Source organism: Streptomyces sp. NPDC050388, from assembly GCF_040655635.1.
Taxonomy (GTDB): domain Bacteria; phylum Actinomycetota; class Actinomycetes; order Streptomycetales; family Streptomycetaceae; genus Streptomyces.
This window is the reverse complement of record NZ_JBFAKH010000044.1, coordinates 1-25,868: the sequence shown is the minus strand read 5'-3', so window position 1 is coordinate 25,868 and position 25,868 is coordinate 1. Positions and strand designations below refer to the sequence as shown.

The 25,868-nt window shown below is 71.6% G+C and carries 21 protein-coding genes, 4 tRNA genes and 1 other RNA gene; 11 read left to right on the top strand and 15 right to left on the bottom strand.

The genetic code is table 11. From position 1 onward, the window contains the following. Nucleotides 1–400: 400 nt before the first annotated feature. Complete coding sequence (bldC, locus tag AB0I73_RS24305; RefSeq protein ID WP_003949541.1) at nt 401–607, bottom strand: developmental transcriptional regulator BldC; 207 nt, start codon at nt 605–607, stop codon at nt 401–403. A gap of 560 nt (nt 608–1,167) precedes the next feature. Beyond that, nucleotides 1,168–2,022 carry a hypothetical protein gene (locus AB0I73_RS24300; RefSeq protein WP_363040598.1) on the bottom strand — a complete coding sequence of 285 codons (855 nt, stop codon included), beginning with the start codon at nt 2,020–2,022 and terminating at the stop codon, nt 1,168–1,170. 276 nt (nt 2,023–2,298) lie between these two features. Here AB0I73_RS24300 and AB0I73_RS24295 point away from each other — a divergent pair, with 276 nt between their 5' ends. Beyond that, nucleotides 2,299–3,387 carry a Glu/Leu/Phe/Val dehydrogenase dimerization domain-containing protein gene (locus AB0I73_RS24295; RefSeq protein WP_363040596.1) on the top strand — a complete coding sequence of 363 codons (1,089 nt, stop codon included), beginning with the start codon at nt 2,299–2,301 and terminating at the stop codon, nt 3,385–3,387. A 382-nt stretch (nt 3,388–3,769) separates the two neighbouring features. Next, nucleotides 3,770–4,021 (top strand): DUF3073 domain-containing protein, encoded by a 252-nt coding sequence (locus AB0I73_RS24290; protein ID WP_109376443.1) that lies wholly within the window; start codon nt 3,770–3,772, stop codon nt 4,019–4,021. Nucleotides 4,022–4,208: 187 nt separating this feature from the next. On the opposite strand, the gene purM is transcribed toward AB0I73_RS24290, so the two are convergent. The 7 genes from purM to purS all read right to left on the bottom strand — a co-directional run bounded on the left by purM (nt 4,209) and on the right by purS (nt 11,960). Further along, a complete protein-coding gene (purM, locus tag AB0I73_RS24285) occupies nt 4,209–5,291 on the bottom strand; it encodes a phosphoribosylformylglycinamidine cyclo-ligase (RefSeq protein ID WP_363040594.1) in 1,083 nt (360 codons plus the stop codon). A 45-nt stretch (nt 5,292–5,336) separates the two neighbouring features. Then, a complete protein-coding gene (purF, locus tag AB0I73_RS24280) occupies nt 5,337–6,863 on the bottom strand; it encodes an amidophosphoribosyltransferase (RefSeq protein WP_363040592.1) in 1,527 nt (508 codons plus the stop codon). Nucleotides 6,864–6,925: 62 nt separating this feature from the next. Continuing rightward, nucleotides 6,926–7,762: an META domain-containing protein gene (locus tag AB0I73_RS24275; protein ID WP_363040590.1), complete on the bottom strand. Its 837-nt coding sequence runs from the start codon at nt 7,760–7,762 to the stop codon at nt 6,926–6,928. A 56-nt stretch (nt 7,763–7,818) separates the two neighbouring features. Then, nucleotides 7,819–8,616 (bottom strand): sterol carrier family protein, encoded by a 798-nt coding sequence (locus tag AB0I73_RS24270; protein WP_363040588.1) that lies wholly within the window; start codon nt 8,614–8,616, stop codon nt 7,819–7,821. A 148-nt stretch (nt 8,617–8,764) separates the two neighbouring features. Beyond that, nucleotides 8,765–11,023 (bottom strand): phosphoribosylformylglycinamidine synthase subunit PurL, encoded by a 2,259-nt coding sequence (purL, locus tag AB0I73_RS24265; protein WP_363040586.1) that lies wholly within the window; start codon nt 11,021–11,023, stop codon nt 8,765–8,767. Next, nucleotides 11,020–11,700 carry a phosphoribosylformylglycinamidine synthase subunit PurQ gene (purQ, locus tag AB0I73_RS24260; protein WP_109376449.1) on the bottom strand — a complete coding sequence of 227 codons (681 nt, stop codon included), beginning with the start codon at nt 11,698–11,700 and terminating at the stop codon, nt 11,020–11,022. Before purQ ends, purL begins: the two co-directional genes overlap by 4 nt. Then, nucleotides 11,697–11,960 (bottom strand): phosphoribosylformylglycinamidine synthase subunit PurS, encoded by a 264-nt coding sequence (gene purS, locus AB0I73_RS24255; RefSeq protein ID WP_202275301.1) that lies wholly within the window; start codon nt 11,958–11,960, stop codon nt 11,697–11,699. The genes purQ and purS overlap by 4 nt, the downstream gene beginning before the upstream one ends. Nucleotides 11,961–12,311: 351 nt before the next feature. Between purS and AB0I73_RS24250 the strand changes: the two genes are divergently transcribed. From AB0I73_RS24250 to AB0I73_RS24215, 8 genes are all read left to right on the top strand, one after another. Beyond that, nucleotides 12,312–12,629: an Lsr2 family protein gene (locus AB0I73_RS24250; RefSeq protein ID WP_363040583.1), complete on the top strand. Its 318-nt coding sequence runs from the start codon at nt 12,312–12,314 to the stop codon at nt 12,627–12,629. A gap of 223 nt (nt 12,630–12,852) precedes the next feature. Beyond that, a tRNA-Gly gene (locus AB0I73_RS24245) sits at nt 12,853–12,924 on the top strand. An 80-nt stretch (nt 12,925–13,004) separates the two neighbouring features. Next, nucleotides 13,005–13,077, top strand: a tRNA-Gly gene (locus tag AB0I73_RS24240). Between the two features lie 159 nt (nt 13,078–13,236). Further along, nucleotides 13,237–14,223, top strand: a complete 987-nt coding sequence (locus tag AB0I73_RS24235; protein ID WP_363040581.1) for an ABC transporter ATP-binding protein — start codon at nt 13,237–13,239, stop codon at nt 14,221–14,223. Nucleotides 14,224–14,315: 92 nt separating this feature from the next. Beyond that, nucleotides 14,316–15,059, top strand: coding sequence for an ABC transporter permease (locus tag AB0I73_RS24230; protein ID WP_363040639.1), 744 nt, complete (start codon nt 14,316–14,318; stop codon nt 15,057–15,059). A gap of 1 nt (nt 15,060) precedes the next feature. After that, nucleotides 15,061–16,377: a histidine kinase gene (locus AB0I73_RS24225; protein ID WP_363040579.1), complete on the top strand. Its 1,317-nt coding sequence runs from the start codon at nt 15,061–15,063 to the stop codon at nt 16,375–16,377. Continuing rightward, entirely contained in the window at nt 16,374–17,003 is a 630-nt protein-coding gene (locus tag AB0I73_RS24220) for a response regulator transcription factor (protein WP_363040577.1), read from the top strand. The genes AB0I73_RS24225 and AB0I73_RS24220 overlap by 4 nt, the downstream gene beginning before the upstream one ends. 23 nt (nt 17,004–17,026) lie before the next feature. Continuing rightward, nucleotides 17,027–17,099 (top strand) — tRNA-Gly (locus AB0I73_RS24215). A 44-nt stretch (nt 17,100–17,143) separates the two neighbouring features. Here AB0I73_RS24215 and AB0I73_RS24210 read toward each other — a convergent pair. From AB0I73_RS24210 to ffs, 6 genes are all read right to left on the bottom strand, one after another. Next, nucleotides 17,144–18,043: a phosphoribosylaminoimidazolesuccinocarboxamide synthase gene (locus tag AB0I73_RS24210; protein ID WP_363040575.1), complete on the bottom strand. Its 900-nt coding sequence runs from the start codon at nt 18,041–18,043 to the stop codon at nt 17,144–17,146. Nucleotides 18,044–18,213: 170 nt separating this feature from the next. Beyond that, the gene (locus AB0I73_RS24205; RefSeq protein WP_363040574.1) at nt 18,214–19,494 is read right to left on the bottom strand and encodes a N,N-dimethylformamidase beta subunit family domain-containing protein; all 1,281 of its coding nucleotides are present in this window, start codon (nt 19,492–19,494) and stop codon (nt 18,214–18,216) included. A 203-nt stretch (nt 19,495–19,697) separates the two neighbouring features. Beyond that, the gene (locus AB0I73_RS24200) at nt 19,698–21,548 is read right to left on the bottom strand and encodes a hypothetical protein (RefSeq protein ID WP_363040572.1); all 1,851 of its coding nucleotides are present in this window, start codon (nt 21,546–21,548) and stop codon (nt 19,698–19,700) included. 286 nt (nt 21,549–21,834) lie between these two features. Continuing rightward, entirely contained in the window at nt 21,835–23,088 is a 1,254-nt protein-coding gene (purD, locus tag AB0I73_RS24195) for a phosphoribosylamine--glycine ligase (protein WP_363040570.1), read from the bottom strand. Between the two features lie 126 nt (nt 23,089–23,214). After that, nucleotides 23,215–25,500, bottom strand: a complete 2,286-nt coding sequence (locus AB0I73_RS24190) for a DNA polymerase III subunit gamma and tau (RefSeq protein ID WP_363040568.1) — start codon at nt 25,498–25,500, stop codon at nt 23,215–23,217. 70 nt (nt 25,501–25,570) lie between these two features. After that, nucleotides 25,571–25,669: signal recognition particle sRNA small type (ffs, locus tag AB0I73_RS24185), an RNA gene on the bottom strand. A 72-nt stretch (nt 25,670–25,741) separates the two neighbouring features. On the opposite strand from ffs, the gene AB0I73_RS24180 reads away from it, so the two are divergent. Continuing rightward, nucleotides 25,742–25,829, top strand: a tRNA-Ser gene (locus AB0I73_RS24180). Nucleotides 25,830–25,868: the final 39 nt, after the last annotated feature.

Below are 25,868 nucleotides of genomic sequence, written 5' to 3'. Positions count from 1 at the left end.
ACTCCCGCCCTATGCCAAGTCAATTTAATATGTACAATTGCACCCTCCTCAGGGGCCCGCACGAGCCTCCGCACAGATGGCCCCACAGTCGCCCCCAGAGTCGGACAAGCTCGCGCACGAAGCCCCCGTCGGCCCACCCGGCCGGCCTTTCCGGGGCCTCCGCCAGCACCGATCACCGAGCGTTCGCACCGACCGGCCGGCAGCCCACCGCACAAAAAAATCGCGCTGGACTCGGCGGAGTCCAGCGCGATCGACGACGCACCCTGTGCAGCTGCCTGGAAAGTCCTGTTCGGCGTGGGAGAGGGGCCTGTTGGGGCAGTCCCCGCGTCGTGTGGAGCTGTGGTTCCGAACGCCTCGACCAGTTGGGGGACCAGCCGGTTCGTCCGGGTTATTCAGTTGTTCAGGCCTCGCTGCGCTGCTGCGGAATGCCCGCGAGCAGGGCGCGGACCTCAGCTTCGCGGTAGCGGCGGTGCCCGCCGAGCGTGCGGATCGACGTGAGCTTGCCGGCCTTCGCCCAACGCGTGACCGTCTTCGGGTCCACGCGGAACATGGTGGCGACCTCAGCCGGGGTCAGCAGCGGCTCGGCATCAGGGGTGCGAGCGGTCATGAGCGGCCTCCTCGGGAGAACCGAACCTTCTCGGTTCTTTCCTCTAAATTCTGCACCTTGACCCGCGTTGCCCGAAATGGTGGACGCGGGTCGAGTCGGTTATAGGACGAACGGCTTGTCCTCGGCACTACAACTACACCATCCGTCCAGCCGCGTCGGCCAAACCGATGGAATTGCCCTCCCAGGTGTTCATCAGCCGCGGAAGCCGATGGACCATGCCATAGCGGACAGTCACTCGCCTGTGACGATCAGTCACAGGCGAGATCAGGAGCCACTCGACCCCCCGAAGCGGGCAATGCTGAGATTCCGCCCATAGTCGAGCACAGCAGGACGGAGGAGTCCTCCCGGACTCCTTGTCCTATTTTGGCACGAGGGGGTGCAAGGGGCGCAAGGGCCGCGTACGTGCGGTCCGTCACGCTTGACCGGCTTGGGACATACGCCCGGATCGGCATCTACGTCCGTTGTCGGGTTCGGGTTGACGGAACCTCAGGGCGACGACAAAACCCCAAGAAGGGCGTTTGGTCAAACGCCCGTTCGCCGCCTCGGCCGTGCGGCGGACGTCAGTTGGCCGACCGCAGATCCCGTACGGAACGCCACCGCTCCACCAGTCGCCCGTAGGCCTCCCCCGCGGCCACTCCGTCGCCGCGGCGCAGGGCCGCGATCCCCTCGGCCACGTCGGCCGCCGAGTGGTCGTCCTCCAGGGCGCCGGCCGGCAGGACGTGCACCAGGCCGCCGTAGTCCAGCTCGACCAGTGAGCGCGGATGGAACTCCTCCAGCCAGCGCCCGACGTCCACCAGGCCGTCGATCAGCGGCCCTCCGTCCATGCTGTCCTTCAGCGCCCGCAGTCCGCGTGCCACCCGCCGCCGCGCCTCGACCATGGGCGTCCGGTAGCGCAGTACGGGAGCCCCGGTGGAACCCGCGTCGGCGGAACCCTTGTCGTACTCGCGCTCCTCGTCCGAGACCAGCACGAACCAGTTGATCGGCACCTGCCAGGTCGCCGTGCGGATCCACGGCCGGGCGTCGGGGTGGGCGGCCAGCCAGCGCTCGTAGTCCTCGGCGGCCTGGCGTCGCACGAACGGGGGCAGGAGCGCGTCCAGGACGGGCAGGGGAAACTCCTCGGCGAGTTCGCCCAGGGCCTGCCAGCCGCGCAGCCGGGTGCGCCAGGGGCAGACGCAGACCACTCCGTCGACCTCCAGCACGAACGCGTCGTCGCTCTCCCGCACCGGGACCGGGACCGGCGGGGTGGGCACGACGTCGGCCAGGGCCCGGCGGAGTTCGTCCTGGTAGGAGGGGAGGTCGGTGCGACGGGCGTACCGTGCCCAGTGGCCGCGCTCCGGCTCCGGGAAGGCGGCCAGTGGTTCGTACACGCGCAGATAGGTCGCGTAGGGCACGACCACCGAGGAGACCTTGGGCACGCCTGCTCCCTCCCCCGCGCACCGGCGCGAAAACCTGCGGGCCCGCTCACGCGCGCGCGGGGGGACGCGGACGCACGGGCAATCCAGGCAAATGGTCGCACGGTGACACCCCGGGAGTGACCACGGGAGCGTGATCCTGGACACGGCGCCGCTCTCGGGCACGGCAGGGCCTAATCTCGTGCTCACAGCCTCCGCGGGCTCCCCCATCGCCACAAGCGGCGGGGGAGTTTTCGGGATCTGCGTCCACCCGCCGCTACTTACTCAGGAGTCACCACCGTGACCGACGTATCTGACGGCGTCCTGCACACCCTGTTCCGTTCGGACCAGGGCGGTCACGAGCAAGTCGTGCTCTGCCAGGACCGTGCAAGTGGCCTCAAGGCCGTCATCGCCCTCCACTCCACCGCCCTGGGCCCCGCCCTCGGCGGTACGCGCTTCTACCCGTACGCGACCGAGGAGCAGGCCGTCGCCGACGCGCTGAACCTCGCCCGCGGGATGTCGTACAAGAACGCCCTGGCCGGTCTCGACCACGGCGGCGGCAAGGCAGTGATCATCGGGGATCCCGAGACGGTCAAGACCGAGGAGCTGCTGCTCGCCTACGGCCGGTTCGTCGCCTCACTGGGCGGCCGGTACGTCACCGCCTGTGACGTCGGCACCTACGTCGCGGACATGGACGTCGTGGCCCGCGAGTGCCGCTGGACCACGGGCCGCTCCCCGGAGAACGGCGGCGCGGGCGACTCCTCGGTGCTCACCTCCTTCGGTGTCTACCAGGGCATGCGGGCCGCCGCCCAGCACCTGTGGGGCGACCCCTCGCTGCGCGACCGCAGGGTCGGCATCGCGGGAGTCGGCAAGGTCGGCCACCACCTGGTGGAACACCTGCTCAAGGAGGGCGCGGAGGTCCTGGTCACCGACGTGCGCGAGGAGGCCGTGCGGCGGGTCCTGGACCGGCACCCGCGGGGCGTCACGGCCGTCGCCGACACCGAGGCGCTGATCCGGGCCGAGGGGCTGGACGTGTACGCCCCCTGCGCACTGGGTGGTGCGCTGAACGACGACAGCGTGCCGGTCCTGACCGCCAAGGTGGTCTGCGGCGCCGCCAACAACCAGCTCGCCCATCCGGGTGTGGAGAAGGACCTCGCCGACCGCGGGATCCTCTACGCGCCGGACTACGTGGTGAACGCCGGCGGCGTCATCCAGGTCGCCGACGAGCTGCACGGCTTCGACTTCGACCGGTGCAGGGCGAAGGCGGCGAAGATCTTCGACACCACGCTCGCAATCTTCGCACGTGCGAAGTACGACGGGATTCCGCCGGCCGCGGCAGCCGACCGGATCGCCGAGCAGCGGATGGCGGAGGCCCGCGCGGCGCGCTGAAACGGGCTGTGAACCGTAAACAGGACCGCAGACAGGAACGCCGATGCGGGGCGGGGGCGGGCCGACGGGCCCGCCCCCGCCCCGTCCGGACACTGTTCGTACGTTTGGCCGGTACCCGCGGCGGGGTACTTCGAGAGAACTCTCACTTCTCCCGGCGGGTCGGCCCTCGACAAGTGCTTGAAATCGCAGTTGACCTGCGAGAACAGGGTGCCGTAAGGGTCACGGAAGGGGGCACGTCATGCGGGCGACGTACCGTATGGGCGTGGGCTCAGGTACCGTGGGAGCCCTACGGACCGGCCTCTCCACGGAGAGTCCGTTCCGGACTATGAACGCGTGTCAAGACTCTGGGGCCGTCGAGCCCCGTCGTTGAGGGGGTCGAGCCATGGGGCGCGGCCGGGCCAAGGCCAAGCAGACAAAGGTCGCCCGCCAGCTGAAGTACAACAGCGGCGGGACGGACCTCGCACGTCTGGCCGAGGAGCTGGGTGCATCGCCTTCGAACACGTCACCGAATGTCAACGGTGACCCGGTCGAGGACGATGAGCAGGACGACCTGTACGCACGGTACGCCGACCTCTATGAGGACGACGACGAGGACGAGGACGGCCAGTCCTCTCCCCAACGTCGTGGCGCTTGACCTTGCACTGATTCATCAGCCCGGTCGGTGACTCCGGTCACCGACCGGGTTCTGTGCTGCCCGCACGCCCCGGGCACGCCCCGGGTTCCGGGCGCGGCCCGGTGGTACCGGGTCCACTGGCCCCGGTCCGCCGGCCCGCGCGGGGAGTCACCGTGCTCGGCCCGCCGCTCGGTGGGCTCGTCCTGCATCAGCTCGCGTAGTCACCCACCAGTGCCGCTCCCGTCGCGTGCTCGCCGCGGTCGGTGATCTCGCCGGCCACCCAGGCGTCCACACCGCGGTCGGCCAGCGTGGTCAGCGCCGCGTCCGTGGACTCCTCCGGCACGATCGCGATCATGCCGACGCCCATGTTGAGGGTGCGCTCCAGTTCCAGGCGCTCGACCGAGCCGGTCCGGCCGACGAGGTCGAAGACCGGGGCCGGGCTCCAGGTGGAGCGGTCCACGACCGCGTGCAGCCCGTCCGGGACGACGCGGGCCAGGTTGGCCGCGAGGCCTCCGCCGGTGACGTGGCTGAAGGCGTGCACCTCGGTGGTGCGGATCAGGGCCAGGCAGTCCAGCGAATAGATCCGGGTGGGCTCCAGGAGCTCCTCCCCGAGGGTGCGGCCCAGCTCGTCGATCCGGCTCTCCAGGGCGAGCCCGGCCTGGTTCAGCAGGACGTGCCGGACCAGCGAGTACCCGTTCGAGTGGAGCCCGGAGGCGGCCATGGCGACGACCCGGTCACCCTTGCGGATGCGGTCCGGGCCGAGCTGCCGGTCGGCCTCCACGACGCCCGTACCGGCCCCGGCGACGTCGAAGTCGTCCTCGCCCAGCAGGCCGGGGTGCTCGGCCGTCTCCCCGCCGACCAGGGCGCAGCCGGCCAGGACACAGCCTTCGGCGATGCCCTTGACGATGGCGGCGACCCGCTCGGGGTGGACCTTGCCGACACAGATGTAGTCGGTCATGAACAGCGGCTCTGCGCCGCACACCACGATGTCGTCCATCACCATGGCGACCAGGTCGTGCCCGATGGTGTCGTAGACGCCCATGCGGCGGGCGATGTCGACCTTGGTGCCGACGCCGTCCGTGGCGGAGGCGAGCAGGGGACGCTCGTACCTCTTCAGGGCGGAGGCGTCGAAGAGGCCGGCGAAACCGCCGAGGCCGCCGAGGACCTCGGGGCGCCGCGTCTTCTTCACCCACTCCTTCATCAGCTCGACCGCTCGGTCACCCGCGTCGATGTCGACGCCCGCGGTCCTGTACGACGCCGCCGCGTGGTCGGCGCCAGTGTTCTCAGACATGACTGGGAGAGCCTTCGTCTCGTTACGGCAGGGCAGGGCAGGGGGTTACGGGCGGCGGATCGCGTCGAGCGCGGCCGGCTCGGCCGTACCGGCGGCCAGCTCCGACTCCAGGAGCCGCTTGCCGAGGAGCTCCGGATCGGGCAGCTCCATCGGGTACTCGCCGTCGAAGCAGGCGCGGCACAGGTTCGGCTTGGCGATGGTCGTCGCCTCGATCATGCCGTCGAGGGAGATGTACGCCAGGGAGTCGGCGCCGAGCGAGGTGCCGATCTCGTCGGTGGACATGCCGTTGGCGATCAGCTCGGCGCGGGTCGCGAAGTCGATGCCGAAGAAGCACGGCCACTTCACCGGCGGCGAGGAGATCCGGATGTGGATCTCGGCGGCACCCGCCTCGCGGAGCATGCGGACCAGGGCTCGCTGGGTGTTGCCGCGCACGATCGAGTCGTCGACGACGACCAGGCGCTTGCCCTTGATGACGTCCTTGAGCGGATTCAGCTTCAGGCGGATGCCGAGCTGGCGGATGGTCTGCGAGGGCTGGATGAACGTACGGCCGACGTACGCGTTCTTCACCAGGCCGTTGCCGAAGGGGATGCCGGAGGCCTCCGCGTAGCCGATGGCGGCCGGGGTGCCGGACTCCGGGGTCGCTATCACCAGGTCGGCCTCGACGGGCGCCTCCCCGGCGAGGCGGCGGCCCATCTCGACGCGCGAGAGGTAGACGTTCCGGCCGGCGATGTCGGTGTCCGGGCGGGCCAGGTACACGTACTCGAAGACACAGCCCTTGGGCTTCGCTTCCGCGAACCGGGAAGAGCGCAGTCCGTTCTCGTCGATGGCGACGAACTCGCCGGGCTCGATCTCGCGGACGAAGCTGGCGCCGCAGATGTCGAGGGCGGCGGACTCGGAGGCGACGACCCAGCCGCGCTCGAGCCGACCGAGGACCAGCGGGCGGATCCCCTGCGGGTCGCGGGCGGCGTACAGCGTGTTCTCGTCCATGAAGACGAGGCTGAAGGCGCCCTTGACCTGCGGAAGGACCACGTGCGCGGCCTGCTCCACGGTCACCGGTTCGCCGTCGGCGGCACGCTGGCCGGCCAGCAGGGCGGTGATCAGGTCGGTGTCGTTGGTGGCCGCCACCTTCGGGGCGCGGCCGTTCTCCTTGGGCAGCTCGGCGACCAGCTCGGCGAGCTCCGCCGTGTTGACCAGGTTGCCGTTGTGGCCGAGCGCGATCGAGCCGTGCGCGGTGGCGCGGAACGTCGGCTGGGCGTTCTCCCACACGGAGGCGCCGGTGGTCGAGTAGCGGGCGTGACCGACCGCGATATGACCCTGGAGCGAACCGAGCGAGGTCTCGTCGAAGACCTGGGAGACCAGGCCCATGTCCTTGAAGACGAGGATCTGGGAGCCGTTGCTGACCGCGATACCCGCGGATTCCTGACCCCGATGCTGGAGGGCGTACAGCCCGAAATACGTGAGCTTGGCGACCTCTTCGCCCGGAGCCCAGACACCGAAGACGCCGCAGGCGTCCTGGGGGCCCTTCTCTCCGGGGAGCAGGTCGTGGTTGAGTCGTCCGTCACCACGTGGCACGGCACCGAGTGTAGGCGAGGTCGAGTGCTGGTCCGAATTGGGTGCACCACCTCAGCCCTGGGTCACGTGGCGGCGAAGAGTTCGACGGACGGACCGTTCTCGCTGGTCAGCGTCATGCTCCGGTGCTCGACCCGATAGTTGAGCGTGGTGTCGAAGAGCCGCAGCAGCCGCTTCTCGGTCTTCATGAGTGAGTCTTCGCACACCATTCGGGTCGTGGTGGGCGTGCCGACGGTGATATGGCCGTCGCGGACGGTGGCGTCGGCGTTCACCTTGTTGCAGCCGAGGCTTCCGGAGACGGTGCCCTCCTCCTCGTCGAAGGTGAGGTGGGCACGGCCCGCGGAGTCGGGGGAGACGATCTTCCACTTCGTGCCGTACAGGGGGGTGTCCGCGTTGCCCTCGCTGAGACGGACGGTGGTGCCGTTGTCGGCGGTGAGGGTCAGACGGTCGTCGTTCACCCGGACCTTCAGAGCACCGTCCTGGAGGGAGAGGGCGCGGGCGAGGGCACCTTCGAAGCTCCTGCGCGGCTCGTCGTCACAGGCCACCAGGGTGGTGCCGACGGCGAACCGGACCCGGTCCCCGTCGAAGTCGGTCTCACCGCGGAAGTGGTTGCAGGCGTACCGGCCGCTGGTCCGGCCGTCGTCCTCGACGGTGATGTGTGAGTCGACGGGGGCACGGAGGGTGGTGCCGTCCGTGGTGACGCTGTCGACGTTCCAGCGCATGCCGGTGAGGGACCGCTCCGCCGTGCCCGTCGTCGCACCGACCGCGCTCGCCCGCCCGGTGTCCGCTCCCGCGCCCGCCTGCTCACCGCCGCAGGCCGTCACGAAGGGGACGGAGAGGACGGCGGTGGCCGCCGCGAGAACGGTGTGCCGCTTGCGCCGGTTGTTCCTCTGTGTGTACATGCCGCTTCGACGGAGCCGGGGAACTTCCGGTTCCCCTCACGTCGGTCGTCGTCGCCTCACGTCATCAGCGGCAGGTACGGTCCGAGGTCCGCCCGCTCCCCGCTCGCGCTCACCTCGGCGTCGGCCACCGCGTCCTGCCAGGCCGTGCGCCCGGTGGCCAGCCGGATCCAGGTCAGCGGGTCGGTCTCGACGACGTTGGGCGGGGTGCCCCGGGTGTGCCGCGGCCCCGCCACGCACTGCACGACCGCGTACGGCGGGACGCGCACCTCCGTCGAGCCGCCGGGCGCCTTCGCGGCGAGCGTGTCGGCCAGCAGTCGGGTGCAGGCGGCGAGGGCCCGGCGGTCGTGGGGGACGTCGAGACCGGGCACGGCGGCGCCCAGGTCGTCGGCGTGGACGACGAGCTCGACGGTGCGGGTGACCAGGTAGTCGGTGAGGTTCATGGCCCCGGGGCGCACGGCGAGCACACGGGTGGGCGGGGCGGCGTCGAGGTCCCGGGTCAGCTCCTCCGCGGTGCGGGTGAACAGGGCGTCGAGGTCCGAGGTCGCCTCGGCGAGCGCCCGGGAGCGCTCGGCGACGGCACCGGCGTGGGCGGCGGTCGCGGCGGGGTAGTCCAGCAGCGTCAGCTCGGGCTTCGCCGGTTCGTCCCGCTCCAGGGCCCGGCTGACGCTCCCGACGGCCAGGGCGAGGTGCGCGAGCAGGTCCCGTACGGTCCAGTCGCCGAGGCGGGTGGGCAGGGCGAGGTGTCGCGCGTCCAGGGTGCGTACCGCCTGCCGTACGTTCCCGAACTGGGCCAGGACGGCGGTGCGGGTCTTGGCGTGGTCGTAGGAACGGGTGCGCTTCTTGGCCGGGGGCATGGGAGCAGCCTAGGAGGTGCGCCGCGAGGCCGGCGCGGGCGCCTCGGACGACCTCGCCGCCCCGGCCGGCCCCACGAACGACGGGGCCCCCGCCCGGCGGACCGGGCGGGGGCCCCGTACGGGAGACCCGTACGGCGAAGGCCTCGGATCAGGCCAGCAGGGCCGGGATCGTCTCCTCGTGGACCGTGCGCAGCTCCTCGAGGGTGAGCGCGAACTCGCCCTGGAGGTCCACCGTGTCCCCGTCGACGACTCCGATGCGGGTCGCCGGGAGGCCGCGCACACCGCACATGTCGGTGAAGCGGAGCTCCTCCGAACGCGGCACGGCGACGATCGCGCGGCCGGCCGACTCGGAGAACAGGAAGGTGAACGCGTCGAGCCCGTCCGGTACGACCAGGCGCGCGCCCTTGCCGCCGAGCAGCGCCGACTCGACCACGGCCTGGATCAGACCGCCGTCGGACAGGTCGTGCGCGGAGTCGATCATGCCGTCGCGGGAGGCGGAGATCAGGATCTCGCCGAGGAGGCGTTCGCGCTCCAGGTCGACCTCGGGCGGCAGGCCGCCGAGGTGGTCGTGGACGACCTGCGACCAGGCCGAGCCGCCGAACTCCTCACGGGTGTCGCCCAGGAGGTAGATCAGCTGTCCTTCCTCCTGGAAGGCGGCCGGCGTGCGCCGCGCCACGTCGTCGATCACACCGAGGACCGCGACCACCGGGGTGGGGTGGATGGCGGCCTCGCCGGTCTGGTTGTAGAGCGAGACGTTGCCGCCGGTGACCGGGGTGCCGAGCTGCAGACAGCCGTCGGCCAGACCGCGCACGGCCTCCGCGAACTGCCACATGACCGCGGGGTCCTCCGGCGAGCCGAAGTTCAGGCAGTCGGAGACGGCGAGCGGCTTGGCACCGGTCGTCGCCACGTTGCGGTAGGCCTCCGCCAGGGCCAGCTGCGCGCCCGTGTACGGGTCGAGCTTGGCGTACCGGCCGTTGCCGTCGGTGGCGATGGCGACGCCGAGGCCGGTCTTCTCGTCGACGCGGATCATGCCGGAGTCCTCGGGCTGGGCGAGGACCGTGTTGCCCTGCACGAAGTGGTCGTACTGCCGGGTGATCCACTCCTTGGAGGCCTGGTTGGGCGAGCCCACCAGCTTCAGGACCTGGTCCTTCAGCTCGTCGGACGTCTGCGGCCGGGGCAGCTTGTTCGCGTCGTCGGCCTGGAGCGCGTCCTGCCAGTCGGGGCGGGCGTAGGGGCGCTCGTAGACCGGGCCGTCGTGGGCGACGGTGCGCGGGTCGACGTCGACGATCTTGCCGCCGTGCCAGAAGATCTCCAGGCGGTCGCCGTCGGTCACCTCACCGATGACGGTGGCGATGACGTCCCACTTCTCGCAGATCTCGAGGAAGCGGTCGACCTTCTCCGGCTCGACGACCGCGCACATGCGCTCCTGCGACTCGCTCATGAGGATCTCCTCGGGCGAGAGCGTGGAGTCGCGCAGCGGTACGTCGTCGAGGACGACGCGCATGCCGCCGGAGCCGTTGGAGGCCAGCTCGGACGTGGCGCAGGACAGGCCGGCCGCGCCGAGGTCCTGGATGCCGACGACCAGCTTCTCCTGGAAGGCTTCCAGGGTGCACTCGATGAGGAGCTTCTCCTGGAAGGGGTCGCCGACCTGGACCGCCGGGCGCTTGGACGGCTTGGCGTCGTCGAAGGTCTCGGAGGCGAGGATCGAGGCGCCGCCGATGCCGTCGCCGCCGGTCCTGGCGCCGTACAGGATGACCTTGTTGCCGGGCCCGGAGGCCTTGGCGAGGTGGATGTCCTCGTGCCGCATGACGCCGATGGCACCGGCGTTGACCAGCGGGTTGCCCTGGTAGCAGGCGTCGAAGACGACCTCACCACCGATGTTGGGCAGGCCGAGGCAGTTGCCGTAGCCGCCGATGCCGGCGACGACGCCGGGCAGGACGCGCTTGGTGTCGGGGTGGTCGGCGGCGCCGAAGCGCAGCGGGTCCACGACCGCGACCGGGCGGGCGCCCATCGCGATGATGTCGCGGACGATGCCGCCCACCCCGGTGGCCGCGCCCTGGTAGGGCTCGACGTACGACGGGTGGTTGTGCGACTCGACCTTGAAGGTGACCGCGTAGCCCTGACCGACGTCGACGACACCGGCGTTCTCGCCGATGCCGACGAGCATCGCGTCGGACTCGGGGGCCTTCTCGCCGAACTGGCGGAGGTGGACCTTGGAGGACTTGTACGAGCAGTGCTCGGACCACATCACCGAGTACATGGCGAGTTCGGCGCCGGTCGGGCGGCGGCCGAGGATCTCCACCACCCGCTCGTACTCGTCCTTCTTGAGGCCGAGTTCGGCCCAGGGCAGCTCGACGTCGGGGGTCTTCGCCGCGTGCTCGACCGTGTCCAGAGGCGTCCGGCTCATGCGTTGACCAGCTTCTTGAGGATCGAGGTGAAGAACGGGAGGCCGTCGGTGCGACCGGTGCCGATCAGTGACTCGACGGCGTGCTCGGGGTGCGGCATCAGACCGACGACGTTGCCCGCCGCGTTGGTGATGCCGGCGATGTCGTTGAGCGAGCCGTTGGGGTTGAAGTCGAGGTACCGGAAGGCGACGCGGCCCTCGGCCTCCAGCTCGTCCAGCGTGTACTGGTCGGCGACGTAGCGGCCGTCCATGTTCTTCAGCGGGATGTGGATCTCCTGGCCGGCCGTGTAGTCGGTGGTCCAGGCGGTCTCGGCGTTCTCCACCCGCAGCTTCTGGTCACGGCAGATGAAGTGCAGGTGGTCGTTGCCCAGCATGCCGCCGGGGAGCAGGTGCGCCTCGGTGAGGATCTGGAAACCGTTGCAGATGCCGAGGACCGGCAGTCCCGCCTTCGCCTGCTCGATGACGGTGTCCATCACCGGTGAGAAACGGGCGATGGCCCCGGCGCGCAGGTAGTCGCCGTAGGAGAATCCGCCGCACAGCACGACCGCGTCGACCTGCTTGAGGTCCTTGTCCTTGTGCCAGAGCGCCACGGGTTCGGCGCCCGCGAGCCGGATCGCGCGCTGCGAGTCCCGGTCGTCGAGACTGCCGGGGAAAGTGACGACGCCAATACGAGCGGTCACTTCACGGCCTCCGAGACTTCCTCGACCCTGACGGTGAAGTCCTCGATCACGGTGTTGGCGAGGAAGGATTCCGCAAGATCATGAATGCGGGCGAGCGCGGCCTCGTCGACCGGCCCGTCAACTTCCAGTTCGAATCGCTTTCCCTGACGGACGTCCGAGATCCCCTCGAAACCCAGCCGCGGCAGTGCGCGCTGCACCGCCTGGCCCTGGGGGTCGAGGATCTCCGGCTTGAGCATGACGTCGACTACGACGCGTGCCACTGGCACTCCCGGTGTGTGGTGCTGAGCAGGTCCCTTCAGACTACCCGCACAAAATTTCTACGCGAGTAGAGTTGGAGGAATCTACGTGACACCGATCACGATTCGGCGTCGCGGGGAGGAGCCAGGGAAAAGATCCGGGAAAGATCCGCGATCCGTCACGTATCGCTATTGCGCCCCGGACACGCGGGCAGATTTAGTCGAGCTTCACAATGCATTGCCGAGCACTGTACAAATGAATTGTCATTAGCAGGTGGTTTGCCCGTTTACAGGCGGACGCCGACATCTCCGCGACACCCGGGGCGTCATCACCGACGTCGACACAGAGGCGTCGCACGAAGGGACCGATTATTCGTGGCGCAGAAGGTCGTGGTCACTCTCTTTGACGACATCGACGGCTCGGAAGCGGCGGAAACGATCGCCTTCGGACTCGACGGCAAGTCGTACGAGATCGATCTGAACGAAGCCAACGCCGACGGCCTGCGGAGGGCGCTCGCGCCCTACGTACAGGCCGGCCGCAAGCGCTCCCGCTCGGGCCGGACGTACCGGCAGACGGAGGTCGCCCCCGATCCGGCGGCCGTGCGCGCCTGGGCGCTGTCGAACCAGATGGACGTCCCCGCGCGCGGACGGATCCCCAAGCGGATCTACGAGGCGTTCGCCGCGGCGCGGTGAGGCCGGCGCGGCGGGACGGGTGTGACGGGGCGCGCGGTGCGGCGGGGTGCGTCCCGGCCGTCCGGGCTCCGGTCGTCCGCGCCTCGGTCATCTGCGCCTCGGTCGTCCTGGCTCCGGCCATCCGGCCCCCGTGGCAGCCGACTTGCACAACACCCCCGTTGATCAGCTAGAGTCTGGAGCACGCCGCGAGGCCAGGCCGAAAGGTCCGGCTCACGGAGTACATGCGGGTGTAGTTCAGTAGTAGAACATCCCCCTTCCAGGGGGAAGGCGCAGTGTGCAATTCCTGTCACCCGCTCTGCGTAGCCGTACCGATCGGTGCATTCGATCAGGTAGGCTGGTGCTCGCACCGACCGGTGAAAGCCGGTCGGAGGCAATGCGGACGTAGCTCAGCTGGTAGAGCGCAACCTTGCCAAGGTTGAGGTCGCGAGTTCGAACCTCGTCGTCCGCTCGGGAATCAGACCCCGGTCCATCGGACCGGGGTCTTTTCGTGTCGCCGTGACCCTCCCGGTGCCCGTGCGGGACGACCCGGCACCGTTCTGACATTTGTCACGCCCAGTGATGACAGCCCGCACGGCTGCCCGGCCGATTGATCCTGAATGATCGAAGCATGCGAGGAAACGAACATGAACACGTGATCGAGGTCACTGACCTGCGCCGTGTGTACAAGGGCGGGTTCGAGGCCGTACGGGGGATCGGCTTCTCCGTACGGCGCGGGGAGGTCTTCGCACTGCTGGGCACCAACGGCGCGGGCAAGACCTCCACCGTCGAACTGCTGGAGGGCCTCGCGGTGCCGACCGGCGGACAGGTCAGGATCTTCGGTCACGACCCGTACACCGACCGCGCCGCGGTACGGCCCCGCACCGGCGTGATGCTCCAGGAAGGCGGCTTCCCCTCCGACCTGACCGTCATGGAGACCGCGCGGATGTGGGCCGGCTCCGTCAGCGGGGCCCGTCCGCCGCAGGAGGTGCTGTCGCTGGTCGGACTGGCCGGGAAGGACGACGTACGGGTCAAGCAGTTGTCCGGGGGTGAGCGGCGCCGCCTCGACCTGGCCCTCGCGCTGCTCGGGGACCCCGAGGTGCTGTTCCTCGACGAGCCGACGACCGGCCTGGACGCCGAAGGGCGCCGCGACACCTGGCGCTTGGTGCGGGCCCTGCGCGACAACGGCACGACCGTGCTGCTGACCACCCACTACCTCGAGGAGGCCGAGGCACTGGCCGACCGCCTCGCGATCATGCACAAGGGGCGCGTCGCCACCACCGGCACCCCCGCCGAGGTGACCGCCGCGCAGCCGTCGCGGATCACTTTCGAACTGCCCCCCGGCTACTTCCCCGGTGACCTGCCGCCGCTCGACGACCTGGGCGTGACCGGGCACGAACTGGACGGACGGATCATCCGGCTGCACACCCGTGAGCTGCAACGGGCGGCCACGAGCCTGCTGGTGTGGGCGGAGCGGGCCGGTGTGGAACTGAAGGGACTGGATGTGCGCTCGGCGTCACTGGAGGAGGCGTTCCTGGGCATAGCCCGGGAAGCCTCCGCACGCGAAACCCTCGAGCAGGGGGAGAGCACCATCACGGGAAAGGAGTACGCGGCATGAGCGGGACGGTCAGCACGACCAAGGGGTCGACCGGGGGAACGGCCGAGGCCGTGAGCGGCGGGAACACCGCGGCCAGCACCCCCGTGGGACGCATGCGGGCCCTCGCCCGAGCCGAGTTGACGCTGTTCGGACGCAGCAGGGGCACGCTCTTCGCCGCGCTCTTGGTGCCGCTGGTGCTTCCGCTCAGCCTGTACTCGGCGGCCGACGGGATGGACCTCGACAAGGCGGGTCTCAGTCTCGGCGCGGTGATCCTGCCCGGCGCGATCGGCTTCTCCCTGCTGTTCGCCGTCTACACGTCGCTCGTCAGCGTCTTCGTCACCCGCCGCGAGGAACTGGTGCTGAAGCGGCTGCGCACCGGGGAGCTGCGGGACGCCGAGATCCTGTGCGGGGCCTCGCTCCCGGCCGTCGTCACCGGGCTGGTGCAGTCGCTGCTGCTGGCGGGGGGCTGCGCACTGGTCCTGGACGTGGCCGCGTCGCAGGCCGTCCACCTGTCCCTGCTGGGGCTGCTGCTGGGCCTGGGACTGTGCGCGACGCTCGCCGCCGTCACCGCGGGCTTCACCCGGACCACCGAGAGCGCGCAGGTCACCGCGATGCCGGTGATCATGGTGTCGATGCTCGGCTCCGGGATGACGGTCCCGCTGGAGGTGCTGCCCGACCGGCTGGCCTCCTTCTGCGAACTGCTGCCCCTCACCCCCGTCATGACCCTGCTGCGCGGCGGCTTCACCGGAGACCTGTCCGGCTCCGAGACGCTGTTCGCCGTGGCGACCGGCGCGGCCTGGGCGCTGCTGGCGGTGTTCGCCGTCCGCCGGTGGTTCCGCTGGGAACCGAGGCGCTGACATGCCGACGGCGGGAGGCGGGGACACGAGCAGGCCGGGTGGCTGGTGGGGGAGCAAGAGCACCCCGGCGAAGGTGGAGACGTACACCCGGTGGTCGTTCCACTCCTTCGCGTTGGCCGAGTTCGTGGCGGTCGGCGGGCCGATGATCGGGCGGTTCGGGCACCTCGGGCCGAGGCTCGCTGTTCCGCTGCTGCTCGTGATCGCCGTGCACTGCGCGCTGTGCGTCGTGACCGCCTCGCGGGCGCTGGACTGGCTGCGCGGGCCGCGGGAGCAGCCCCTCCGGCTGCTGTGGGCGCTCGGTGTCGTCTCCGCGGTCGTCACGGTGACGGCCGTGGCGATCGCCGAGCACGGGCCGGCCGACCGGGACGTCGCCGAACCGGTGGCCGGGATCCTGATGCTCGTCCCGTCCTTCGGCGCCGGGATCGTCGCGCTCGGGGTGCGCAGCCGACCGCGGGCGTTCGGCTGGGTGGTGGGCTTCGCGGTGGGCACGGGAGTGGTGTCACTGCTCTTCGGCATGCCCGCCCCGGCCGCGCTGCTCTTCTCGGTGGCGATGCTGTTCGGCGGCGGGTTCATGGCCTTCGCCTCGGTGATCTCGGTCTGGCTGCTCAACGTCGTGTACGAACTCGACGAGGCCCGGGAGACCCGTACCCGGCTCGCCGTCGTGGAGGAGCGGCTGCGGTTCGGGCGGGATCTGCACGACGTCATGGGCCGCAACCTCGCCGTGATCGCCCTGAAGAGCGAGCTGGCCGTCCAGCTGGCCCAGCGGGAGCGGCCGGAGGCGGTGACGCAGATGGTCGAGGTGCAGCGGCTGGCGCACGAGGCGCAGCGGGAGGTGCGCGAGGTCGTCCGCGGCTACCGCGAGGCCGACCTGGGCAGCGAACTCGCGGGTGCCAAGGGCGTCCTGGACGCGGCCGGCATCGACTGCACGGTCACCGGCCCGACGACCGGGCTCCCGGCACAGGTGCAGTCCGCGCTGGGCTGGGTCGTACGGGAAGCGGTGACCAACGTGCTGCGGCACGGGAACGCACGGTGGTGCGCGGTGGGGATACGGGTGCTGAAGGGGCGGACGGTACTGACGGTGGAGAACGACGGTGCACCGGAGAACGGCGGCCCGGGCCGGGGGGCCGGGCTGGTCGGGCTGCGTGAGCGGCTGGCCGAGATCGGGGGGACCCTGCGGGCCGGCCCGGCCGGGGACGGGCGGTTCCTGCTGACGGCCGAGGTCCCGTCGCCGTCGGCCGCCGGTTGGGAAACGTTCCCCTCGGGGGAGTCCACCGCCTCGTCCGCGCCCCGCACGAGTGTGAGCGAGGTCATGCCGTGACGACACCCCGGCCCGCGCACCCCGTCCGGCTGCTGCTCGCCGACGACGAGCATCTGATCCGGGGCGCGCTCGCCGCGCTGCTGTCCCTGGAGGACGACCTCCTGGTCGTCGCCGAGGCGGCCTCCGGTCCGGAGGCGCTGGCGATGGCTCGGGCGCACGTCCCCGATGTCGCCGTACTGGACCTGCAGATGCCCGGTGCCGACGGCGTGAACGTCGCCACATCGCTGCGGGCGGAACTCCCCGGCTGCCGGGTGCTGATCGTGACCAGCCACGGGCGGCCCGGGCACCTGAAGCGGGCGCTCGCGGCGGGTGTGCGCGGCTTCGTCCCCAAGACCGTCAGCGCACAGCGCCTCGCGGAGATCATCCGCGCGGTGCACGAGGGAAACCGTTACGTGGATCCCGAGTTGGCCGCCGACGCGATCGCCGCGGGGGACTCGCCGCTGACCGCGCGCGAGGCCGAGGTGCTGGAACTCGCGGCCGACGGGGCGCCCGTGGCGGAGATCGCGGAGCGGGCCGCGCTGTCCCAGGGAACCGTGCGCAACTATCTGTCGTCGGCCGCGTCGAAACTCGGTGCGGAGAACCGTCACGCCGCGGTACGCCTCGCCCGCGAGCGAGGTTGGGTATAGTTGGCCTCGCGCCACGGCGCAACGCGGACGTAGCTCAGCTGGTAGAGCGCAACCTTGCCAAGGTTGAGGTCGCGAGTTCGAACCTCGTCGTCCGCTCCGCACCAAGGCCCCGGTCATCGACCGGGGCCTTCGCCGTTGCCTCAGCTCCAGCTCATGCCGGTCAAACGCTCGTACGCCTCCACGTACTTCGCCCGGGTCGCGTCGACGACGCGCTGCGGCAGCGCCGGCGGGGGCTGCTCGCTCGCGCGGTCCCAGCCCGACTCGGCGGAGGTCAGCCAGTCCCGCACGTACTGCTTGTCGTACGACGGCTGCGCGTGGCCCGGCTCCCACTGATCGGCCGGCCAGAAGCGGGAGGAGTCCGGGGTGAGCACCTCGTCCGCGACGACCAGGGTGTCGCCGTCGAAGCCGAACTCGAACTTGGTGTCCGCGAGGATGATCCCCCGGTCGCGGGCGATGTCCCGGGCACGGGTGTACGCGGCGAGGGTGGCCTGCCGCAGCTGCGCCGCGGTGTCGGCGCCGACCTGGCGGGCGACCTCCTCGTAGGAGACGTTCTCGTCGTGCTCGCCGACGGCGGCCTTGGTGGCCGGGGTGAAGATCGGGGCCGGCAGTTCCGATCCGTCCACCAGGCCCTCGGGCAGGGCGAGGCCGCAGACCGTACGGGACTCCCGGTACTCGGCGAGGCCCGAACCGGTGAGGTAGCCACGGGCCACGCACTCCACGGGGGCCATCCGCAGGGACTTGCAGACGAGCGTGCGGCCCGCCCAGTCGGCGGGGGCGCCCGCGGGGAGTTCGGTGCTCAGGACGTGGTGCGGGACCAGGTCGGCGAGCTGGTCGAACCACCAGAGGGAGAGCTGGGTGAGGACCCTGCCCTTGTCCGGGATCTCGGTCGGCAGCACCCAGTCGTAGGCGGAGATGCGGTCACTGGCGACCATGACGAGGTCGCCGGCCTCGTTCCGGTACAGCTCGCGCACCTTTCCGGTGTGCAGATGCACCAGGCCCGGAACCTGGATCGGCTCGGGCTTCTCGACGAATCCGGACACGGTTCCTCCGCGTGGCTCGGGACAGCAGGACACCCGCGGGGCTCGCTCCGCTCGCGCGGGGTGGCGGTGGGAGACGGCGGGACAGTGACGCCAATTGTCCCGTACGGACAGCCGCCCCCGCCGCTCGGGGCAGCCGCGGGGGCCCACGGGCCGGAGCCGGTCAGGTCAGGTCAGTCGTGTTTGCAGATGCGGTCGAGGAGGTTGGCCGTGGCGCGCTGGACGCGGGGGTCGCTCCGGCCGGGGCCGTCCAGGGCCGGGGACCAGGCGAGCGTCCCCGACGCGAAGACCCACGCGCCGGAGGGCGCCCGGTAGAGGGAGGTCTCCTGGTGCCGTCCGCCGTCCGCCCGGTCGGTGTACGGGGAGTGCGCGAGCAGGACCCGCTCCTCGTGCTCGGGCAGCGGGGTGCGCGGGAAGTAACGGTCGGCCCCGACCGCGACCAGCCCCTCGATCCCGTCGCCCTCGGACGCCCCCGTCCCCTCCCACAGCCAGTGGTCGGCGTTGCGCACGATCAGCGGATGCGGTGCGGGGACCTGACCTGCGTACTGGATGCCGAGCAGCTGCTGCTCCGCGCGGTCCGACTCCCGCCACAGCGACGGTCTGCCCGGAGTCCTGCGTTCCGGCGCTCGGCGTTCCGGGGCCCGGCGTCTGCGGCGGGTCAGCAGACGGTCGGGGGCTCCGGACGGGGAGGGGGCGAGCTCCACCTGCCCGTACATCGTGCGGGCGGAGAGGAAGACGAGGGAGGTGCCGTACTCGCGGGCGTGTTCCACGGTGTCGCGCATGGCCCGGGACCAGTACACGTCGGGGCCGGGGAAGACCATCCCCCGGTAGCGGGTGGGATCGACCCGGCCGGCGTGCAGGTCGCCGGCGCCGGCGTAGGCGAGGTCGTAGCCGTAGCGTTCGGCCCAGCGGATGACGTCGTAGGTGTGACCGCCGTACGGCGGCAGGCCGGTGCCCTCGTACGGGCGGTCGAAGGAGACGGTGGTCGCCGCCGCGCCGGCCTCGTCGAACGGCTCCCCGTCCTCGTCCCACGGGTAGCGGTTGTGGGCCTGCCAGGTGATGTCGGGCAGCACCAGGAGCAGGTCCGCCGGGCGGTCGTCGCGCACCGTGAAGGGGATGTGGGACCGGTGGCGGCCGTCGGCGGTGGTCAGGACGGCCACGTAGGCGCCGACGCTCCAGTCCGACGGGACCCGCAGCCGCCAGGACAGCCACCAGTGGTGGCAGGAGACCGTACGGTCGGCGGTGAGCGGCGGCGGCTGCACGATGCCTGCCAGGCGGGGGCAGGACGTGATGCGGGCGGTGCGCCGCCCGTCGTGGTGGCCGACGCGGTGGACGTCGATGCCGAACTCCTGGGGCGGGTCGACGGAGACGTGGAAGTCGATCGTCCCGCCGGGTGCCACCCCGCCGGTGGAACTGAACCCCTCGATCCGGCGGCGGCCCTGCTCCGGTCCCATGGTCGCTCCCCTCCCCCCCGCCCCGTCGGCCCCCTTGCCGGCGGTCGGCAATGCGCTTGTCGTGTGCCGCAAGCCCTGGTCACGGAGCGCGAACAGGCCAAGCACATCACATGGGGCACATATTCCGTCACCCTTCGTCGCGAATCGGTCAAAAGCGGAAGCCGGAACTCCGGGTGATGGGCGGGAGTTGTGGGGGGGTCGGTTCAGACGAGCCGTACGGGCTTCTCCGGGCGTATGCCCTGCCGGGTCAGCCACAGGCGCAGGGCCACGGGATCGCCGTCCTCGATCAGCGTCATGACCTGGGCGGGGAGGTCCGTGACACGTACGCCGCCGATGAGGAGGGCCGGGCCGTCGAGCCAGTCGAGCCCGGGGGTCGCGCCCGCGGTGTCCATGGCCGCGCAGCAGACCATCGCCATGATGTGGTCGGCGAGCAGTTCGCGGCCGGTGCGCGGGGGCTGGAGGGGGAGCAGGGGCAGCGCCCTGTCGTCCCAGAGGGAAGCGGGGTCGGCCGGTGCGGGGGGAACGGTCGGGGCGCTCCCGGCCGAGGTGAGTGCGGAGGCGGGTATGGACGCGGCCGCGGCCCGCTCGGTGGCCGCGGCGCCCTCACGGGCCACTTCGGCACTGATCCGGGCGGCCAGGGCGGCACTGCGCGGGGTGGTTCCGGCGAGGTCCTCGTCGTAGTCGACGGCGTCGGCGTCGGCGTCGGTGTCTTCGGGTCCCGCGTGTACGGGCGGTTCCGCGCGCGGGACCGGCACCGGGTCCGTCAGGTGGTCGAGGACGCGGGAGAGGGTCGGGCCGGCGGACCCCAGGCCCTCCCCACCGTCGACGGGGCGTACGCCGAGGGCGTCCAGAACGCGGTGGAGCCGGGCCGCGTCCGCACGCCATTTGCGGTCGACGACCTCCTCCGGGTAGTCGCCCCAGCGGACGGGCGACCACTCGGGCCCGCTCCCGGCGGGACCGCCGTGGAAGAGGCGGGCGGCGAGGAGGGAGGTGGCCTCGTCCACCGCGCCGGGCTCTTCGAGCAGGTCGCAGGCGGGACGCTCACCGAGGCGGGAGGCGAACCCCTCGGCCAGCCGGTCCCGGCGGGACAGCTCGGTGAGCGCGGCCACCACCCCGGCGTTGAGCCGGGAGGGCCAGCGGCCCATCCGCCAGGCGGGCAGCGCCACCCGGGTGAGCAGCCGGTCCCAGCCCGCGTAGGCCAGCCCCACCTGTTCCTGGGCGACGATCCTCAGCCCGTAGTCCACGGCCTGGGCGCGATCGGCCGCCGCCGCGGCGACCCCGCGCTCCATCTCGGCGGTGTGCACCCGGCAGCCGCGCAACAACGACCGCGCGATCCAGCCGACGCCCGCGAACACCGCCCGGAACACCGGCCCGCGCCGAGGCTCCGAGGTCACGGCCACCGCCGCGTCGAGACCCCGGACGAAGCGCCGGGCGGCGGCTATGTCCGGGTGCGCCGAGGGCCCCGTACCGGCGACGACCGGGGCGAGGACCGCGCGCAACTCGCCGACCCGCATCCACCACAGGAACGGGGAGCCGATCACCAGCACGGGCGCGGCGACGGTCGTCCGGCGGTGCGGAAGCCGGCCCGAGCCCGCTACGTCGCCGTGTTCCTCCACGGGCGGGGGGCCGTGCGCCGGGTGGGTGCGGTCCTCCAGCCAGCTGTCGCAGTCCGGGGTGAGCGCTATCGCGGACGGAACGGGAACGTCGAGCCGGTCGGCGAGGTCGCGCACCATCCGGTACAGGTCCGGGGCCGCCCCCTCGGCGATCGGGACCGTCGGGCTCACGGCGGGCCGGGCACGGGCGACGACCAGGGCGACTCCGGCGGCGGCGAGCAGGACCAGCACCGCGAGCGGCGTGAGCGTCCAGCGGACGACGTCCCAGCCGGTGCCGACGAAATGGCCGGTGGAGCCGCCGACGAGCAGGATCACGGCGACGGCCGCGGGCAGCAGGGCGACGGCCAGTGCCCTGCTGCGCAGGCGGAGTACCGCGAGCGCCCGTGAACGCGCCGACTGCGCGCCCGCGTCCCTGCCCATGCCACCTCCGCTCGTGCTCATGCCCCTGCCTCACCCCCTCCCGACGGTCCTGACGCTCTCCCGGCGTTGCCCACTCCCCCACTGTGACACCCGTCACTGACATCGCAATGCCGGTGAGCCAAGTGCCGGAGCGTGCCGGAACACTTGCGCGGCACCCTAGTTGGGGCCCCGGCCCTCGTCAGCCGGATGGCGCATCGGTCACTCGATGGAATGGCTCAGGGCAAAGGTGAGTGACGGACGGCAAAGTTCGGGCCCCGGATCCTGAGGCGGATCGGGGCCCGTGGGGTTCATCGGTGTCCGCGAGGGCTCATGCGCCCTTGGCCGCCTCCGCCGCGATGTCCGTGCGGTACTGGGAGCCGTCGAGGCGGATGCGGGAGACCGCGCGGTAGGCACGGTCGCGGGCCTCGGTGAGATCCGCGCCGGTCGCCGTGACGGACAGCACCCGGCCGCCCGCGCTGACGGTCTCGTCGCCCACCTGCTCCGTCCCCGCGTGCAGCACGTACGCGTGCGGGGCGTCCTGGGCGACGACCTCGTCCAGGCCGGTGATCGGGTCGCCGGTGCGCGGGGGGCCGGGGTAGTTGTGCGAGGCGACGACGACCGTGACGGCGGCGTCGTCGCTCCAGCGCAGCGGCTCCAGGTCGGCGAGGTTGCCGGTGGCGGCGGCCATCAGCAGCCCGGCCAGCGGGGTCTTCAGACGGGCCAGCACGACCTGCGTCTCGGGGTCGCCGAACCGGGCGTTGAACTCGATCACGCGCACACCGCGCGAGGTGATCGCGAGACCGGCGTAGAGCAGGCCGGAGAAGGGGGTACCGCGCCGCCTCAACTCGTCGACGGTCGGCTGCAGGACCGACCGCGTGACCTCGTCGACCAGCTTCGGATCGGCCCACGGCAGCGGGGAGTACGCCCCCATGCCGCCGGTGTTGGGGCCCGCGTCGCCGTCCAGCGCGCGCTTGAAGTCCTGGGCGGGCTGGAGGGGCAGCACGGTCTCGCCGTCGGTCACGGCGAAGAGGGAGACCTCGGGGCCGTCCAGGTACTCCTCGATGACCACCTGCCGACAGGCGTCGGCGTGCGCCCTGGCCACCTCGATGTCATCGGTGACGACCACGCCCTTGCCGGCGGCGAGCCCGTCGTCCTTGACGACGTGGGGAGCGCCGAAGGCGTCGAGGGCGGCGGCGGCCTCGGCGGGGGTGGTGCACACGTACGACCGCGCCGTGGGCACGCCCGCACCCGCCATGACGTCCTTCGCGAAGGCCTTGGAGCCCTCGAGCCGCGCGGCCTCCTTGGAGGGGCCGAAGGCGGCGATGCCCGCTTCGCGCACGGCGTCGGCGACACCGGCGACGAGGGGGGCCTCCGGGCCGACCACCACGAGGTCCACGTCGAGCCGTGCGGCCAGCGCGGACACGGCCGCGCCGTCCAGGGCGTCGACCTGGTGCAGCTCGGCCACCTCGGCGATACCGGCGTTGCCGGGGGCGCAGTGGAGCGCGGTGACGTCGGGATCGAGGGACAGAGAACGGCACAGGGCGTGTTCGCGGGCACCGCTGCCGATGACGAGGACCTTCACGGGGTCAGCCTAACGGGACCGGCGGCGTTCGCCTTGTGCGGGCTTCCGAAGGACCGGGGCGGACGGGTTCGTGTGTTCCTCCAATCCGCCCGGCCGCTCCGCTCGTTCGGGTCCACTCGTTCGTGCCTACTCGTTCATGAGCTCCTCGATCACGGTCGCACCCAGCTCCCGGACGATCAGCTCCTGGCCGGAGAGGGCGGACTCGTCCAGGTCGGGGTCGTCCTCCTCGGGGACGTCGTCCTCGGGGGAGACGGGGGGTGGTGGTTCCGGAGCGGAGGGCCGGGGCGCCGGCGCCGGAGCGGGCACGGGGGGCGCCTGCTGTGTGGAGGCATACCCAGACGGACCGGACGGACCGGACGGGCCGGACGCCCCCGACGGCTGGGCGACCCCGGAGCGTTGACCGGCGCCGACACCCCCGTGACCACCGCCACCACCGCCCGTACTGCCGCCACCACCGGCGCCGTAGCCCCCGGCGCTCCCCCCGCTCCGGCCCCCGCCGGGGGCCGGAACCGCCGCGCCGCCCCCGGACGGGTCGACGACGGCCTCGATCTTCCACTGCACGTTGAACTGCTCACCCAGGGCCTGCCGCAGCACGTCCTCGCTGCCGCTGCTCAGGAAGTTGTCCCGCGCGCCGGAGTTCACGAAGCCGATCTGGAGGGTCGTACCGTCGAAACCGGTCACCTGGGCGTTCTGGCTGAGCAGGATCCAGGTGAACCGACGGCGGTTCTTGACCACCTCGAGGATGTTCGGCCAGAGCGCGCGGGGATCGAGCCCGCCGCCGCCCCCGGAGGGCCCTGGGCCCACCGGGGATGCCTGGGGCGCGGGGGTGGGGGCGGGAGCACCTGGAGCGGCGGCCTGGGGCCGCCCGCCGCCCGCCGCCGCGGCCGTCGGCCAGCCGCCGGGCCGGCGGCCGCCTCCGGCGGAGGCCGCGGTGGGCCAGGCCCCCGGGGCGGGCGCACCGGGCGCGGACTCGCTCGGCCCCGCAGCGGGCGGGGCCGCCGGAGCCGCCGAAACCGCAGCCGGGGGCTGAACGGGAGCCGGAACCGGAGGCGCGGCAACCGGAGGCACCGGAGCCGGAGGCTGCACCGGCGAGGACGAGAGCGAGGGCGGGACCTGCCCCCGAGCCGCGGCCCGAGCCGCGGCCGGACCGCCCCCCGGCGGCACCGGGGCGCCCTCGGCTCCCCCGTGGGCACCGCCCCCCGGCACGTACCCCATGGTCGGCATGCCGGCGGCGGGACCGCCCGCCGAGAAGTTCACGCCCCGCTCGATCCGGTCCAGGCGGGCCATGACCGACCGCTCGTCGCCGTACGCGGCGGGCAGCAGCACGCGGGCGCAGATCAGCTCGAGCTGGAGCCGGGGCGAGGTGGCGCCCCGCATCTCGGTGAGCCCCTCGTTGACGAGGTCGGCGGCGCGGCTGAGCTCGGCGGCGCCGAAGACACCGGCCTGGGCCTGCATCCGCTCGACGACATCGGCGGGGACGTCGATGAGCCCCTTCTCTGCGGCATCCGGGACCGCGGCGAGGATCACCAGGTCACGAAGGCGCTCGAGCAGGTCGGCGACGAACCTCCGGGGGTCGTTGCCGCCCTCGATCACGCGGTCGACGACCTCGAAGGCCGCCGCGCCGTCGCCCGTCGCGAACGCCTCGACCACGGAGTCGAGCAGCGAGCCGTCGGTGTACCCGAGCAGGGAGGTGGCCATGGCGTACGTCACACCGTCGGGCCCGGCGCCGGCGAGCAACTGGTCCATGACGGACATGGAGTCACGCACGGATCCGGCACCGGCCCGCACGACGAGCGGCAGCACACCGTCCTCGACGGGGCTGCTCTCCTTGTCGCACACCTCGCCGAGGTAGTCCCGGAGGACCCCGGGCGGCACCAGCCGGAACGGGTAGTGGTGCGTACGCGACCGGATCGTCCCGATGACCTTCTCGGGTTCGGTGGTCGCGAAGATGAACTTCAGGTGCTCCGGGGGCTCCTCGACGACCTTGAGCAGGGCGTTGAAGCCCTGCGGGGAGACCATGTGGGCCTCGTCGATGATGTAGATCTTGTACCGGCTGTGGGCGGGCCCGAAGAACGCCTTCTCGCGCAGGTCACGGGCGTCGTCCACACCACCGTGGGACGCGGCGTCGATCTCGATGACGTCGATCGAGCCCGGCCCGTTGCGCGCGAGGTCCTGACAGGACCGGCACTCGCCGCACGGCGTCGGTGTGGGGCCCTCCTCGCAGTTCAGGCACCGGGCCAGGATGCGCGCGCTGGTCGTCTTGCCGCAGCCTCGCGGACCGCTGAACAGGTACGCGTGATTGACCCGGTTGTTCCGCAGCGCCTGCTGCAGCGGATCGGTGACATGTTCCTGCCCGATGACCTCGGCGAACGACTCCGGGCGATAGCGGCGGTACAGCGCGAGAGACGACACACCTACGAGGTTATAGGCGCCCACCGACATCGGGCCCCGCCCTCGGGTGCCCCGCGCGTACGGGGCCGGAAACGCGAACGCCCCCCACGCACCCGCCAGAGCCGACCTACCCTTGCTGCCTTCCGGCCCTGGGGGAGTTCAGTCAGATAGCGCCGCGTGAGGGGCTGCGCAAAGGCTACCTCATGTCGCGGGGAGGGAACGAGTTCGCGAGCACTGCCCTCGGTCATGTAATGTTCCTGCCGGAGGATTCGCCTAGTGGCCTAGGGCGCACGCTTGGAAAGCGTGTTGGGGGCAACCCCTCACGAGTTCGAATCTCGTATCCTCCGCCAGTGCCTCACCGGGCACGATGTCGAAGGGCCCCACCGTTC